The sequence below is a fragment of the Gordonia insulae genome (genome assembly GCF_003855095.1).
Taxonomy (GTDB): Bacteria; Actinomycetota; Actinomycetes; order Mycobacteriales; family Mycobacteriaceae; genus Gordonia; species Gordonia insulae.
This window is the reverse complement of the sequence record NZ_CP033972.1, coordinates 5,689,530-5,703,752: the sequence shown is the minus strand read 5'-3', so window position 1 is coordinate 5,703,752 and position 14,223 is coordinate 5,689,530. Positions and strand designations below refer to the sequence as shown.

Sequence of the window (14,223 nt, the reverse complement as noted above, 5' to 3'; positions counted from 1 at the left end):
AACACAACGTTACACACCCGTTCGCGACAGATGCAAATCGCCTCCCGCACCACCTGCGACCTGCGCAAACACCTGTGACGGCGGACACGTTGGAGCGCGTGCGGATCACTGCGGGTGCACCCCCATCAGCGTTGCGAGCTGACGCGCGAGCGGATTGAGATCCAAGCGGTCGGGGTCCTTCTTGGCGACACCGTCCCAGGGCTGGCGCATGGCCGGATTCGCGAGCGCGGCGCGAGCCGCGCCGCGCACTCCGGTCGGATTTCCGACCGGTACCGAACACCGTGCATCCGTGTTGAACGGGAACTCGTCGTAATGGATGTCGAACGACGGGTCCTTGCGCTTCATCTCCCGGATCATCGCGTTCGTACTCTCATAGCCACGTGTACAGGCCGCCGGATTGTTCGTCTCCAGCACCACACCGAAATGGATCTGACCGTCACCCGGCGCGGTCGCGTGACTGCTGGCCGACAGCTGCGACAGCATCGCGATCGTCGGGCGGATCGAGAACGACGTCGGCGCGACCGCGCGGACTGTGCCGGCCAGTTGTCTTACGGCAGTGGAGATGTCGCCGCCGTACTGCTGCAGCAACGCCGAGATCTGCGTCGCCGACGCCGTCCCCGTCGTCAACAACCGCCGCAAATCCGGATCCGAAGCCGCCAACGTCGCCGTGATCAGATCCAGATTCCGCGACCACGACAAAATCGCATCCGACTGATCCGCCTGCGTCGCCAACACCACATTCGAATTCTGAATCAACGAAATCGTCTGATCCAACGAGTCATACCCCGACCGCGACAACTTCGACAACGAATCCACCAGCCGGGTCACATTCTCACCCTGACCATTGAACGCCTTACCCAACTCCGTGATCACCGTATGCAGATCATCAATCGGAATCGACGACGTGAAATCAATCGCCGACGCCACCACATCCTCCAACGGCGGCGGCACCGACGTCTTCGTGATCACCGACCCATCCGACAAAAACGGACCCTCCGACGACGTCGGCTGCAAATCCACATACTGCTCACCGATCGCCGACCGATTCGCCACCACCGCAACCGCCGACGCCGGAATCTCCGGACCACCCGAATTCAACTCCAGCTTCACATCAACGCCATCCTTCGTCAGCGTCAACGCACCCACCCGACCCACCGGCACACCCTGATACGTCACCTCGGCATTGGTGAAAATGCCACCGGACTCCTTCATCGACGCCGTCACGGTGTAGATCCCGAGTCCGACTGCTCGCTCGACGTGGACGTATCGATAGCCGGCATACGCCGTGGCCAGCAGACCCAGGATGACGACGACGGCGATCTGGATCCGCGCCAATCGTGACAGTGGTGGCATGTGGTGAATCGCCCTCCCCGACGAACATCGGCGCCGGTGGGCGCCGACGTCACCTTACTGACGAGTCAGTCGGCCGGACAGACAAACGTGGCCGACCGGGTACGGACGCATCAGGATGAGCTGCGTCACGCTCAACCCACCGCCGAGGCCGCCCGCACAAGCCATTCATCTGTGACATTGGTCACAAACGAGTAGTCTGAGCCTACCGACAACTCGAGGAGGAGAGATGGCACCTCATCTACCGCATCACGAGAGTCACGGGAACCATCCGATGAGCGTGATCGGGTTCCTGCTGGTGCTCGGTGGCTTCGCCATGGCCGCGCTCTGGCTGGTGTCGATGGCGGGCGGCAATGTCATACCGGCGATCATCTTCGGCCTGCTGATGGTGACCGCGTTCACCGGAGCAGTGTCGATCTTCCTGTCACTGACCCATCGCCATCACCACAGTCCGATCCTGCCGGACAGCACCGAGAACGAACTCGGACGGTACATGCACCGCTACCGCGAGTGAGTCCTGGCGACACCGAGCCCGTCCTGATCACGAGAAATGCCGTGGCGCACCAGCGAACTGGTGCGCCACGGCATTTCGGTCACCTACGTCGGCGTCAGCTGCCTGCCGGCAGCGACTCGTACTGCGCGACAGCCTGACTCAACCGATCCAGGGCCTGCCCGTAGGCGGTGAAGTCGCCCGTGCTCTGCGCGTTCTTCAGCGCACTCAACGCATCGTTGATCGCGTTGACGGCTGCGTCACGCTCGGCAGAACCCTGTCCGGGTGCCGGCGGCGGCGTCACCTGCTGCTGATCACCGTTCTCGTCGGTACCGCCCTGACCATCGCCGAGGTCGGGGACCATCGCCGCGCGGCCCGGATCGATCCCGACCTGTTGCAGCGCACCGGCCGTCGTCGCCGCGTAGCCGACCCGGCCCTCGTAGCGGGTGATCACCCGGAACAGCCGCGGGAAGGTGGCCTCACGACCCTGCGCCTGCGCGTACATCGGCACGACGTACAGGATTCCGTTGTCCCCGACCGGAAGTGTCAGCAGGTTGCCGAACGTGACGTCGGCGGTGTTCTCCAGACTCTTCCGGCTGTCGGCCACCCGACTGTCGGTCTGCATCGGGTTGAACGCCTGCTTCGGGCCGTCCCGCTGCGTGTTGGGTGACAGCTCCTTGATGGTGATCTGACCGTAGTTGGCCGGATCGCTCGACACCGTCATGTACGCGGACAGGATCGGCCGGTTGAGTCGGGTCATCACCGACGTCAGCTGGAACGACGACTTGCCGTCGCGTGGACTCGACGCGACGAAGTAGTACGGCGGCTGGTCGAGCCCGCGTGCTTCGGCGTCCGGCGTGGTGGGATCCGCGGGCACCGACCAGAAGTCGTTGGCCTGGAAGAAGGTCTGCGGATTCGTCACGTGGTAACGCGACAGCAGACTCCGCTGGATCTTGAACAGATCCTCGGGATAGCGGACGTGATCGAGCAGATCGGGCTTCTTGTCGAGCTCCGCGCGCGACTGCACCGTCCCCGGGAACACCTTCATCCACGTCTTGAGCACCGGATCGTTCGGATCGAACTGATACATGGTGACCTTGCCGGTGTAGGCATCCACGGTCGCCTTCACCGAGTTGCGCACATAGGAGACCTGCCGGTTGATCTGCGTGCGACCGGTCTGCCCCTGATTGAGCTCCTGCGCATCCTCGGTCGCCGCCTGCAACGACGTGCGTTGAGCGTACGGGTACGCGTCGAGCGTGGTGTAGCCGTCGACGATCCATTTGATCGACCCGTCGGCCATGACCGCCGGGTACGTCTTCGAGTCCACCGTCAACCACGGCGCGACCTGCTTGACACGGTCCCGCGGGTCCCGGTTGTAGATGATCTTCGAATCGCTGTTGATCTCACCGGAGAGGAGCAGGTTGCGCTCCGCGTACTTGACCGAATAGAGGAACCGGTTGAACCAGTTGCCCAGCGAGACACCGGAATCGCCACCGTAGGTGTACTTGGTCTCGGCGGTGTCGTACTCACGCGGTTGCCCGTCGGACGATCCGACGATGGCGTAGTCGGGATCGACCTTGGCGATCAGCTCACCGAAGTAGATGCGCGGCTGGGTCACCTTGATCGGCGCATTCGCCTTGTACTCCGGGCTCTGGACATTGCTCAGGTCACTCACGAAGAAGAACGGCTCGCCGCCACCGTCGACGTTGTTCGTGTCGTCGGACACCGCCTCGTTGACGCGGTTGGCCGGCGCGGCGACGAATCCGTTGCCGTGCGTGTAGACCAGGTGCTTGTTCAGCCAGTTCTGCTGCTGCGGCGAATACCGGCTCGGGTCGAGCTCGCGCACCGCCACCACGAAATCGCGCAGCTGATCGTTGATCCGGTACCGGTCCAGTGCCAGTTGAGCGGGGAAGCCGTAGAAGTTCTGGCGCTGTTGCAGCTGGGTGAAGGCCGGCGACACGATGTTCGGGTCGAGGATGCGGATGTTCGACAGCGTCGGCTCGTCGGCGTTCACCGTGGACTGGGTCACCGGCTGCGACGTCCAGTCCCGTTGCGTCGTCACGCGATCGTCACCGATGCCATACGCCTGTTTGGTGGCGGCGATGTTGCGGGATATGTATTCGGCTTCCTTCTGCGCGGCATTGGGCTTGACCGAGAACTGCTCCATCGCCAGCGGCCAACCGACGCCGATGACCAGCGCGGACAACAGCATCAGCGCCGTCGCGAGCGCCGGCACACGCAGGTCGCGCAGCACCACGCCGGCGAAGAACGCCAGCGCACAGATGATGGCGATCGACATCAGGATCAGCTTCGACGGCAGCACCGCGTTGATGTCGGTGTAGCTGGCACCCGTGAAGATCTCCTGCTTGCGCTCGCTCGACAACAGCGAATACCGGTCGAACCAGTACGCCACCGCCTTGAGCAGGAGGAAGGTGCCGGCCAGCGCGGCGAGCTGAATACGGGCGGCGGTCGAGATCGACGGCGAGGTGCCGCCGCCCCCCAGGCGAATCCCGCCGAACAGGTAGTGCGTCAACAGGTTCGCGAGGAACGCCACCACCACGACCACGAACAACAGGTTGAGGATCAGCCGATAGAACGGTAGATCGAAGGCATAGAAGCTCATGTCGAGCCCGAACTGCGGGTCGGTGATGCCGAAGCTCTCCCCGTGCAGGAAGGTCTGCACCGTCGCCCACGACCCCTGCGTCACCAATCCGGAGAGCACACCGATCAATGCGGACGGGATGATGGCGAACCACTTGGTGCGTCCCATGACCGTCGCCCGATACCGGGCCAGCGGATCGTTGGGTCCCGAGGCCGGAACGAACACCGGCCGGGACCGGTACGCCATCGCGATCGCCCCGAAGACGAGCAGTCCGACGACCAGTGTGGTGACGACGAACAGGACGACGCGCGTCCAGATCACCGTGGAGAACACCCGCGTGTAACCGACGTCGGAGAACCACAGCCAGTCCGTTGCCATCCCGACCAGCCGTGGGCCGACCAACAGCAGGATCAGTATGGCCACGCCGACGCCGATGGCGATCTTGCTCCTGCGTGACAGTGTCGGCATGCCTGCCGGCCCTCGTACGCCCACCTGGACCCACTCTCCAAAGTTCTCATTCCGGGCATCAGCCCGACCCGGACGACAGCCGCCGAGCCAACTGCACCCAACTGTACTGGCCGGTGTTCCACCGGTCCCGACGCCCGTACCGCCTGGGCGACGACCCGTTTCCTCGTGCGACGCGCCCGGCAGCGAGCCTGTGCGTCGAAGCGGCAACGATCGGCCCCCGGGTGAGTTCCACGTCACGTCGATCCGGCCCGTGTGACGCACGATCCGGCACGTGACGTCGGTCCGCGCGGCAAGATGGATGCGTGACCGATGAGCCAACGTCAGCCGCCGGACCGGAAGTCCTCTCGGCCGATGCACTGGGCAGTGCCCTGCGCGACATCGTCGAGTTCGTCGACGCGAGCGGCTGGGATCAGCCACCGATGTTGTTCGCCCTGGTGCCCACCGCGAGTCTGGCCCAGACCCAGCCGGGTCTGGTCGATCCGGAGGACGACTCCGAACTGAGTCCGATCGCCCAGGACTCCGTCGCCCTGCCCGACGGCGAGCAGAGCGGGGTCGAACTCGAACGCATCCTCGCCACCACGAGCTGGCCGCCGACAGTCGCGGGGGCAGCACTCGTGCAAGAGATCCTGGTACTCCCACCCGAGGCGGAGCCGGACCTCGATTCCGCGCTCGAGGCGATGTTGCGTGCGCCGGAGGATCCGACGGCCGCCGATGCGGCGGCCCGCGCGTCGGCGCAGGCGCATCCCGGGGGACGCGCGGCGCGGCTCGTCGTCGGCGCCCTGCGTGACGGTCGCAGCCTCGGGTTGCTGCAATTGCGGCCCGACGCGGCTGACGACCCCCGGGTCGGGATCGAGCTGCTCACCCATCCCGACCTCGGGACCGATCTGCGCCTCGCGCTCGCGCAGACCCTCGACGATCCGGACGCCTGAAGCGTCCGCGGGCGGCGCGACCGAGACACCCTGTCCCAGCCGACCAGGGTCAGCAGTGACCGGCGTCAGCAGTGTGGGGCGGGTCGGCCCGCTCCGAGGTCGTCCAGAGCATCGACGGCCCCCTGCAGGTTCTCCACCTTGACCAGGGTGAGTCCGTCGGGCGCATCGGAGGCCGCCTCCGCGCAATTGCGCTGCGGAACAAGGAACACGGTCGCCCCGGCATCGCGGGCAGCCTGCGTCTTGTGGGTGATGCCGCCGATCGGTCCGACCTCGCCGTCCTCGTCGATCGTCCCGGTACCGGCGATGAACTTGCCGTGGGTGAGTTCGCCCGGGCTCAGCCGATCGATGACCGCGAGAGTCAGCATCATGCCCGCGGACGGCCCACCGATGTCGCCGACGTTGTAGGTGATCTTCAGTGCCGGGTCGGCGTTGACGACCTCGGGTGTGACGCCGAGGTAGCCGACCTTCGGGTCGTCGGGACGCGGGGTCAGCGTCACCGACACCGTCTGTTTCCGGCCGCCGCGATCGATCTCGATCGGCACCACGGTGCCGGGGGGATTGCCCTTCACCGCCGCCTGCATCTCGGCGGTCGTCGAGACGGGCTTCCCGCCCACCGCGAGGACCTGGTCACCCTGCTCGAGCACATCGTTCGACGGACCATTGGTCGCGACGCCCGCGACGACGAGCTTGGTCGGCCGGTCGAGGTAACGCAGCGCCGCGGCCGTGGCACTGTCCTCGGAGCCGGTCATGTCCTGCTGGTTCTGCTCACGGACCTCGTCGGGCGTGCGGTCCGGCGGGAACAGCCGGTCGCGCGGCTCGAGTGTGTAGGTCCCCGACAGCCACATCCCGAGCGCCTGGAACAGCGACATCCCGTCGGTCACCGAGACCGTCGTCAGATTGAGGTTGCCGGTGGTGGGGTCGGTCGGCACACCGGTGATGTCGACAACGGACTTGTCGTCGACCGAACCCAACGTGTTCACGGTCGGTCCCGGACCGAGCGCGACGAACGGAACCTGGACGGTCGTACCGACGAACAGCAGCGCCACGAAAACCAGCACGGTGACGGCGACGGTGGCGATCCGACGATGCCCGGGCTGCAATCTCATTCCGCACAGAGTAGTGGACCCCCGCGACAGTGAGTCGCCTACGCTCATGGCGAACGCCACGAGCCTGACCGGGCGATACCCGAGCGGTACCGTGGAGGCATGAATGATCTGCCCTTCGGGTTCTCTCCGTCCGACGACGACGATCGCAGTAGGGACGATCGCGGCAAGGACAAGCGCGGCGGGGACGACGGCGGCACCGGTGGGTCCTCCGGCAATCCCGGTGGCGCACAGAACCCCTTCGGGTTCTCTGCCGGCGGCGAGGGCTTCGACCCCTCGTCCTTCGACCCGTCCCAGCTCGGCCAGATGTTCTCGCAACTGGGCAGCATGCTCAGCGGCATGGGCTCCGGCATGACCGCGGGTTCCGGCGGCGGACCGGTCAACTACCAGGTCGCCACCAACCTGGCGCGCCAGCAGATCGGCAAGTTCACACCCGTGTTGGACAAGGAGACCCAGGCCGTCGCGGACGCGGTGCGCCTGGCCGAGGTCTGGCTCGACGACGTGACCAACTTCCCCGCCGGGGTGAGCAAGTCGGTCGCGTGGACACCGGTGCAATGGCTCGAGGAATCTCTGCCGACCTGGAAGCGCCTGTGCGACCCCGTCGCGAGTCAGTTGTCGAAGACCTGGGAGCAGAACCTGCCCGCCGAGGCGGCCCAGTTCGCCGGCCCGATGATGGGCATGCTCACCCAGATGAGCGGGATGGCCTTCGGCACCCAGCTCGGCCAGGGTCTCGGCCAACTCGCGAAGGAGGTGCTGACGTCCACCGACGTCGGCCTGCCGCTGGCACCCGAAGGGGTCGCGGTGCTCCTGCCCGAGGCGATCGCCTCGTTCGCCGAGGGTCTCGAGCAGCCCGCACAGGAGATCATCGTCTTCCTCGCCGCTCGCGAGGCCGCTCACGTGCGCCTGTTCACGCACGTCGGCTGGCTCCGCCAGCGTCTGCTGTCCACGGTCGAGGAGTACGCGCGTGGCATCAGCATCGATTTCAGCGGTATCGCCGATCTCACCGAGGGTGTCGACCCACAGCAGCTGCTGTCCGACCCGTCCAAGCTCGAGGAACTGATCGGCTCGTCCGCATCCTTCGAGCCGACCACGACTCCCGAACAGCAGGCGGCACTCGCCCGACTCGAGACGCTGCTCGCGCTCGTCGAGGGTTGGGTCGAGCAGGTGGTGTCCAAGGCCCTCGACGATCGCATCCCGAGTTCGGTGGCGCTGACCGAGACCATGCGCCGTCGACGCGCCTCCGGTGGGCCCGCGGAACAGACGTTCGCCACCCTGGTCGGCCTGGAACTGCGCCCACGCAAGGTGCGCGAGGCGTCGGCGCTCTGGCAACAGCTGCTCGAGGCCGGCGATGTCGCGACCCGCGACGGCGTGTGGGCCCATCCGGACCTGATGCCCGACAGCAGCGACCTGGACCACCCGGCAGCCTTCATCGACGGCGTCATCGGCGGTGGGGCGAGCTCGTTCGACGACCCGATCGCCCAACTCGAGCAGACCCTCGCGCAGGAGCGTGCCGCCGAGAAGTCCGCGGGCGAGGACAGTGGCGACACAGGCGGCGGCGAGAACAGCACCGACGGCCGGCCCGACGGTGACACCGACGAGGACCCGCCGCAACCTCACTGACCACAGGCCGGGCCGGCCTGTGGACAACTCCCGCGAGCGCCGTCCGGTCGCCGTGGCAGGTGGCAGAGTGACGCCATGTCCGAACGCAGTGCCCGGCAGCTCCGATCCGGCGCAGGTTCCGCCGATGTCACCGACATCGGTGGGCTGCCGGTCAGCCTGCCTCTCGTCCGCCCGGGTACCCCGGTGCTGGTCCGGCCCGGCAACCGGGTCCATGTCGGCAGCGATCCGCATCGCAGCCTGATCATCGACCTCACTCCCCCGGTCCGGGCCGCGGACGTCGCCGGACTGCTCCGTGATCTCACCCGGCCGCGATCACGAGCCGAGATGGTGCGACGTGCACGCTCGATCGGCCTGACACCCCTCGACCTCGCCGGCATCATCGGACAACTCACCGCCGCCGGGCAGGCGGTCCCCACCGACAACGGCCGGTCATCGTCGACCCTGCGGATCCGTATCCACGGACGCGGGCCGCTCGCGGACCTGCTCACCGCCGCACTGTCGGAGGTCGGCATGGTGCCGCGCCGGTCGACACGCAGGCCGACGTCGTCTGCCGTGGTCGACCGGTGGGACGCCAATCTGGTCGTGCTCACCGATTTCCTGGTGCACGATCCGGCAATCATCAACGCGCTCAACGCCGCCCGTACCGCCCACCTCCAGGTGCGGGTGCGCGACGGTGTCGGCGTGATCGGCCCCCTGGTGTTGCCCGGATTGTCGAGTTGCCTCCGGTGCGCCGACCATCATCGGGCAACACTGGAACCGGATTGGCCATTGCTCGCCGCCCAGATGGTCCGCCAGCCGGGTTACGCCAGCGCGGCGACCCTGCGCGGGACCGCCGCGCTGGCGCAGGAGCAGATCGAACAGCTGGCGGGCGCGCTGTGGTCCGGCGACAGCGCGGCACCGAGACCTCAATTGTTCGATCGCGCTTTGGAATTCCACCCGAATCCGGCACGGTTCACCATCACCGACTGGCCGCCACATCCACTCTGCGACTGCCGGCCGATCACCGCCGTGGCCGGGTGACCCGGACTGGGTCGCTCGTCCTCTATCCTGAAGTCGGGGAAAGGACGCTATGAGCGACATCACTCGGGGGCAGGGACGACGCAATGCGAAACTCGCGTCGCTGCCCATCGGTATGGCCGGGCGCGCTGCGGCCGGCCTCGGCAAACGCATGGTCGGTAAGGACAAGGACGAAGTCCAGCAGGAGATGCTGGAGAAGGCCGCTGAACAGCTCTTCGCCGTACTCGGTGAGCTCAAGGGCGGCGCCATGAAGGTCGGCCAGGCGATGTCGATCATGGAGGCCGCGATTCCCGACGAGTTCGGGGAGCCGTTTCGCGAGGCGCTGACCAAGTTGCAGGCCGAAGCACCGCCGCTGCCGGCGTCGAAGGTGCACAAGGTGCTCGACCAGCAACTCGGCACCAAGTGGCGCGAGCGCTTCCGTGAGTTCTCGGACGAGCCCGCCGCATCGGCGAGCATCGGCCAGGTGCACAAGGCGACCTGGTCGGACGGTCGCACGGTGGCCGTCAAGGTGCAGTACCCGGGCGCCGACCACGCACTCAAGGCGGACCTGAAGACCCTGTCCCGGATGTCGGGGCTGCTGCAGAAGCTCTCGCCGGGCACCGACGTCAAGGCGATGATGGACGAGCTCATCGACCGGACCGAGGCCGAGCTCGACTACCTCGGCGAGGCCGACAATCAACGTGCCTTCGCGAAGGCCTTCGACGGCGACCCGGACTTCGTGGTCCCGAAAGTGGTCGCGAGCGCGCCGAAGGTGGTCGTCTCCGAGTGGCTCGACGGCACCCGGCTGTCGAAGATCATCGCCGAGGGCGATCAGGCGACGCGCGACAACGCCGCCGCGAAGATGGCCACCTTCGAGGTGAGTTCACCGTTCCGCGTCGGACTGTTGCACGGTGATCCGCATCCGGGCAACTTCTTCCTGATGGACGACGGCCGGTTCGGCATCCTCGACTTCGGCGCGGTGGGCCACTATCCCAACGGTCTGCCACCGGAGACCGGACCCATCCTGCGACTGGCGCGCGACAAACAGTACGAAGAGCTCAAAGAGCTGATGGTACGGACCGACTTCATCCGTCGGTCCCACGCCGATCGGGTGAGCGCGGCCGACATCGAGGCCTACCTGAAGCCCTACGTCGATCCGCTGTACACCGAGTCGTTCCACTTCACCCGCAAGTGGATGCAGCGCGCCGCGGGCAAGGCCACCGACGTGCGTGGCGACGTGTACAAGACGTCACGAAATCTGAACGTGCCCAAGAACTATGTGATGGTGTTCCGCGTGCTGGCGGGCTGCGTGGGCATCGCGGCACAACTCGAGGCCAACGCACCCTATCGGGCGATCATGGAGAAGTGGGTGCCGGGGCTGGCCGACTGAGCCCGCCCGCGGCACCCTTCGCGCAATCACGCGACGTTCTTCCGAGGGCGACCACGCGGACGCTTCCGCGCGATCACCGCACCCCGTTCGAAGATCTCGCCGCCCCAGACCCCCCAGGGCTCGGCACGATCGAGGGCGGCCTGCAGGCAGGCCTCCCGGAGGGGGCACTCGGCGCACATCGCCTTGGCACGCTCGAGATCTCGGGGGTCCTCGGCGAACCACAGATCGGCGTCGGCCACCTGACAGGGCAGGTCAAGGCCGCCGACCGACACGCGGTCCGCCGAAAGACAGGATTCGAGAACGCATTCGACAGTCATCTGCTCTCCACATCTGCTCATGTTTGGGTGTGTGAACCCGAGACCTCGATGTGGAGTGATCTGGTGGTGCTCATCTCCGGGAGATGAGACCTCCACCGATATCTACAACAAGGGCCACGGGTTCGCGTCTGCGATTCGCCCGTGGCCCGAATGATGCGGAGTTAACTTCTCCGCAGACTTCGTATCTGCACGGGGAACCGCTGCTGCGCTCGCGCTGCGGCGGATGCCGGGCCGACGAGCGCTACCGCTGCGACGGCCAGATGGCCGGCCATCGGTCGCACATGGGTCTCCTGGACCCAGGAGCGGTCGCGACGGAAAGACGCTTCGATGAGCTCGGCCGCATACGGCGTGGTCGTCACAGCCGGGCTGACGCCGGCCTGAATGGTGATTCCGTTCACTGATCCGCTCCTTCCTGTGCTCGATGGCTTCCACATCTGAGGCGACTCACTACGGACAAGCGAGTAGCACCCCGTGCTGACGAATCCAGGGTAGGCGGTGCGCGCGAGATCGCACAACCCATTTTTGACCTGCACTTACTCCACTCAGCGGCGCTTCACGAGCTCGAGGAGTTCGTCACCGAACTCCTCGAGCTTCACCGAACCGATGCCCGGGATCGCGACGAGGGATCCGACATCGGCCGGCCGCTGCTCGGCGATCGCGTCCAGCATCGCATCGGTGAGGATCGCACCCTCGCGGACGCCTCGTCGTCGCGCACGGTCCGCACGCCAGGTGCGCAGCGCCGACATCAGACCTTCGTCGCGGCCCTCGATCCGGCAACTCGCACATCTGCCCCGGACCCGCGATTCCGGGTTCACCAACTCCGCACCACACACCGTGCACCGGCCGCTGCGGCGCGGGTCGAGATCGATGCCGTCGAGAAAACGGGTACGGCGTCGGGTGGCCCGACCGGCCCCCGACCGCGACAGGCTCCACGACAGGTACAGATGCTCGCGCGCGCGGGTGATGCCGACGTAGAACAGCCGACGTTCCTCTTCGATCGCATCGTCGCCGCGTTCGACCGCCTGCGTGATGGGCACCGACCCCTCGGTGAGACCGACGAGGAACACCGCATCCCATTCCAGTCCCTTGGCCGCGTGCAACGACGCCAGGGTGACACCCGCCTGACCCGGCGTGTGCCGTTCCTCGGCCCGCAGCGTCAGCTCGGTGACCAGCCGCTGCAGAGTGATGCCGGGTTCGTCGGCGACCAGTTCGTCGACGACGGACATCAACGCGCGCAACGACTCCCAGCGCGCCTTGGCATGTGGTCCGGCCGGCTCGGATTCGCTCAGACCGAGTGGCGCGAGCACGGCGCGGACCACCCGCGTGGCGTCGACGTCGTGAGGCAGATCGTCGCGCTCCGCGGTGGCGGCGAGTTTGCGCATCGCCTGCACGATCTCGGTCCGCGTGAAGAACGCCTCGGATCCGCGGACCTGATACGGGATGCCCGCCCCGGTGAGCGCTTCTTCGAACCGTTCGGACTGCGCGTTGACGCGGTAGAGCACGGCGACCTCCGACGGTGCGGTGCCCGCGTTGATCAGGTGTTTGACCTGTGCGGCGACGCCGCTCGCCTCGCGCAGGTCGTCGGCGAACTCGGCCGGTCTCGGGACCGGCCCGCGGGGCCGCTGTCCGATGAGTTCGAGACGGGTGCCGGGTGATCGTTCCGCGGTGGCCCCGATCACCTGGTTGGCGAGGCTCACCACCTCGGGTGTCGAGCGGTAGTCACGTTCGAGCCGGACCAGTGTGGCGTCGGGATAGCGTCGGGTGAACTCCAACAGGTACCTCGCGGTGGCGCCGGCGAACGAATAGATCGTCTGGTTCGCATCCCCGACCACGGTCAGGTTGTCCCGTTCGCCGAGCCAGGCGTCGAGCAACAGTTGCTGCACCGGGGTGATGTCCTGATACTCGTCGACGACGAAACACCGGTAGCGCGAACGGAAGTCGGTTGCCGCAGCGGGTTCGCGCAGCAGTTCACCCGCGTAGATGATGAGGTCGTCGAAGTCGAGCAGAAGGTGCGAACCGTTGCGCTTGGCGGTCTCGTAACCGTCGAACACCCGTGCCACCACGTCATGCGGAAACGGGGTGTCGCGGGCCTCGGCGGCGGCGCGCGACGCATAGTCGGCGGGGCCGATCAGCGACCCCTTGGCCCATTCGATCTCCGATGCCAGATCCCGCAGCGACTCGGTGGTGGTCGTGAGTCCGACGTGGTCGGCGGCCCGCGCGACCACGGGGAGCTTGTGATCGAGGAGTTCCCAACTCAGACCACGCGGCCAGAAATACCGCAACTGACGCAGTGCCGCGGCGTGAAATGTCTGTGCCTGAACGGAATTGCCGGGACCGGCGATGCCCAGGGACCGGAGCCGGGCACGGAGTTCGCCTGCCGCCCGGGTGGTGAAGGTGACGGCCAGCACCTGTCCCGGGTTGACCTGGCCGCTGTCGATCAGATGCGCGATGCGACGGGTGATGGTCCGGGTCTTGCCCGTTCCCGCACCGGCAAGCACGCACACCGGTCCCCGCGGCGCGAGGACCGCCCGTTGTTGCTCGGGGTCCAGACCGTCGAGGACGCGGTGGGGATCGGGCACCGGTTCACTATGCCACCGCCCGCCGACACGCTCACATCGCGAGGACGCGTCAGACGCCGAGCTTCGCCTTCACGTCGGCGATCGAGGGGTTGGTGGCCGTGGTGCCGTCGGCGTAGAGGACCGTCGGGACGACGTGATTACCGCCGTTGACGCTGCCGACGAACTCGGCCGCATCGGGGTTCAGCTCGATGTCGACTTCCTGCCAGGACAACCCCAGGCTCTTCAGCCCGGTTTTCAGCCGCGCGCAGTAGCCGCACCAGCTGGTGGTGTACATGGTCAACTCACCGGTCTCGGAGACCCGGGCAGAGGCGTCGTCGTCGATCACATTGCTCATGACATCCATAACAGCACGAATCGCCCGACTGTTCCCGGTCAGGGG

12 protein-coding genes are annotated in these 14,223 nt (G+C 66.6%); 5 read left to right on the top strand and 7 right to left on the bottom strand.

The features are described 5' to 3' along the window. Positions 1–105 precede the first annotated feature (105 nt). Positions 106–1,353 (bottom strand): MCE family protein, encoded by a 1,248-nt coding sequence (locus D7316_RS25710; protein ID WP_124710777.1) that lies wholly within the window; start codon positions 1,351–1,353, stop codon positions 106–108. Between the two features lie 226 nt (positions 1,354–1,579). Here D7316_RS25710 and D7316_RS25705 point away from each other — a divergent pair, with 226 nt between their 5' ends. Then, the gene (locus D7316_RS25705; RefSeq protein WP_124710776.1) at positions 1,580–1,864 is read left to right on the top strand and encodes a hypothetical protein; all 285 of its coding nucleotides are present in this window, start codon (positions 1,580–1,582) and stop codon (positions 1,862–1,864) included. Positions 1,865–1,958: 94 nt separating this feature from the next. Here the strand turns inward: D7316_RS25705 and D7316_RS25700 are convergent, their stop codons facing one another. Further along, a complete protein-coding gene (locus D7316_RS25700) occupies positions 1,959–4,934 on the bottom strand; it encodes a UPF0182 family protein (RefSeq protein ID WP_124710775.1) in 2,976 nt (991 codons plus the stop codon). Positions 4,935–5,212: 278 nt separating this feature from the next. Between D7316_RS25700 and D7316_RS25695 the strand changes: the two genes are divergently transcribed. After that, the gene (locus tag D7316_RS25695; RefSeq protein ID WP_124710774.1) at positions 5,213–5,839 is read left to right on the top strand and encodes a PPA1309 family protein; all 627 of its coding nucleotides are present in this window, start codon (positions 5,213–5,215) and stop codon (positions 5,837–5,839) included. Positions 5,840–5,904: 65 nt separating this feature from the next. Here D7316_RS25695 and D7316_RS25690 read toward each other — a convergent pair whose 3' ends face one another. Beyond that, positions 5,905–6,945, bottom strand: coding sequence for a YlbL family protein (locus D7316_RS25690; RefSeq protein WP_124710773.1), 1,041 nt, complete (start codon positions 6,943–6,945; stop codon positions 5,905–5,907). Positions 6,946–7,044: 99 nt separating this feature from the next. On the opposite strand from D7316_RS25690, the gene D7316_RS25685 reads away from it, so the two are divergent. The 3 genes from D7316_RS25685 (at position 7,045) to D7316_RS25675 (ending at position 10,948) form a co-directional block, all read left to right on the top strand. Continuing rightward, positions 7,045–8,562, top strand: a complete 1,518-nt coding sequence (locus tag D7316_RS25685; RefSeq protein WP_124710772.1) for a zinc-dependent metalloprotease — start codon at positions 7,045–7,047, stop codon at positions 8,560–8,562. Between the two features lie 75 nt (positions 8,563–8,637). Next, the gene (locus D7316_RS25680; protein ID WP_232017081.1) at positions 8,638–9,582 is read left to right on the top strand and encodes a hypothetical protein; all 945 of its coding nucleotides are present in this window, start codon (positions 8,638–8,640) and stop codon (positions 9,580–9,582) included. Positions 9,583–9,631: 49 nt separating this feature from the next. Then, positions 9,632–10,948, top strand: coding sequence for an ABC1 kinase family protein (locus D7316_RS25675; RefSeq protein ID WP_124710771.1), 1,317 nt, complete (start codon positions 9,632–9,634; stop codon positions 10,946–10,948). 26 nt (positions 10,949–10,974) lie between these two features. Here D7316_RS25675 and D7316_RS25670 read toward each other — a convergent pair whose 3' ends face one another. The 4 genes from D7316_RS25670 to D7316_RS25655 form a co-directional block, all read right to left on the bottom strand. Continuing rightward, the gene (locus tag D7316_RS25670; protein ID WP_124710770.1) at positions 10,975–11,265 is read right to left on the bottom strand and encodes a WhiB family transcriptional regulator; all 291 of its coding nucleotides are present in this window, start codon (positions 11,263–11,265) and stop codon (positions 10,975–10,977) included. A gap of 161 nt (positions 11,266–11,426) precedes the next feature. Continuing rightward, entirely contained in the window at positions 11,427–11,663 is a 237-nt protein-coding gene (locus D7316_RS25665; RefSeq protein ID WP_124710769.1) for a hypothetical protein, read from the bottom strand. A gap of 144 nt (positions 11,664–11,807) precedes the next feature. Continuing rightward, positions 11,808–13,844, bottom strand: a complete 2,037-nt coding sequence (locus D7316_RS25660) for an ATP-dependent helicase (RefSeq protein ID WP_124710768.1) — start codon at positions 13,842–13,844, stop codon at positions 11,808–11,810. A 49-nt stretch (positions 13,845–13,893) separates the two neighbouring features. Further along, positions 13,894–14,178: a mycoredoxin gene (locus D7316_RS25655; RefSeq protein ID WP_124710767.1), complete on the bottom strand. Its 285-nt coding sequence runs from the start codon at positions 14,176–14,178 to the stop codon at positions 13,894–13,896. Between the last annotated feature and the right edge of the window lie 45 nt (positions 14,179–14,223).

Coding starts and splice junctions, on each gene's coding strand:
- D7316_RS25710 (WP_124710777.1), bottom strand. CDS start 1,353: ATGCCACCACTGTCACGATTGGCGCGGATCCAGATCGCCGTCGTCGTC.
- D7316_RS25705 (WP_124710776.1), top strand. CDS start 1,580: ATGGCACCTCATCTACCGCATCACGAGAGTCACGGGAACCATCCGATG.
- D7316_RS25690 (WP_124710773.1), bottom strand. CDS start 6,945: ATGAGATTGCAGCCCGGGCATCGTCGGATCGCCACCGTCGCCGTCACC.
- D7316_RS25685 (WP_124710772.1), top strand. CDS start 7,045: ATGAATGATCTGCCCTTCGGGTTCTCTCCGTCCGACGACGACGATCGC.
- D7316_RS25680 (WP_232017081.1), top strand. CDS start 8,638: ATGTCCGAACGCAGTGCCCGGCAGCTCCGATCCGGCGCAGGTTCCGCC.
- D7316_RS25675 (WP_124710771.1), top strand. CDS start 9,632: ATGAGCGACATCACTCGGGGGCAGGGACGACGCAATGCGAAACTCGCG.
- D7316_RS25670 (WP_124710770.1), bottom strand. CDS start 11,265: ATGACTGTCGAATGCGTTCTCGAATCCTGTCTTTCGGCGGACCGCGTG.
- D7316_RS25655 (WP_124710767.1), bottom strand. CDS start 14,178: ATGAGCAATGTGATCGACGACGACGCCTCTGCCCGGGTCTCCGAGACC.